General features: G+C 39.3%; 1 protein-coding gene. It reads right to left on the reverse strand.

All coding sequences use genetic code 11. The features are described from left to right. On the reverse strand, positions 1-274 hold a 274-nt coding region (locus AAEY62_RS20735), incomplete at its 3' end, for a transposase (RefSeq protein WP_350636159.1). Positions 275-377 lie beyond the last annotated feature (103 nt).

Genomic DNA, 377 nt, shown 5'->3' on the forward strand with positions numbered 1-377 from the left:
GCTGTGGCTCAAAAGAGCCTTCACGGTCGCGGGGCGTATCAAGCTCAAACTCACCGTCTTCTGTCTTGATACGCTTACTTGTTTTACCATTTCGGCTATTACTGCTCGTGGATTTACTGTGTTTTTGATAGCCTAAATGTTCATCCATTTCTGCATTAAGTGCGGCTTCAACAGTTATCTTTTTTAACATCTGACTAAATTGATTTAAATCGTCAGGTGTTTTAATACTTTTAGCTGCTTCTTTTGCAAACGCTTCGAGTTCTTCTTTATTCATGTTCATCGCCTAATCCTTAAACTCTTTTTAGAGTAAATAATGATAGGCAGTTACACAAAATTAGTTACATCCTCCTCGCGCGCTAACTTTTGTGCGGAGATTG

It is taken from the genome of Pseudoalteromonas sp. GW168-MNA-CIBAN-0100, from assembly GCF_040309225.1.
In the GTDB taxonomy this organism is placed as follows: Bacteria; Pseudomonadota; Gammaproteobacteria; order Enterobacterales; family Alteromonadaceae; genus Pseudoalteromonas; species Pseudoalteromonas arctica.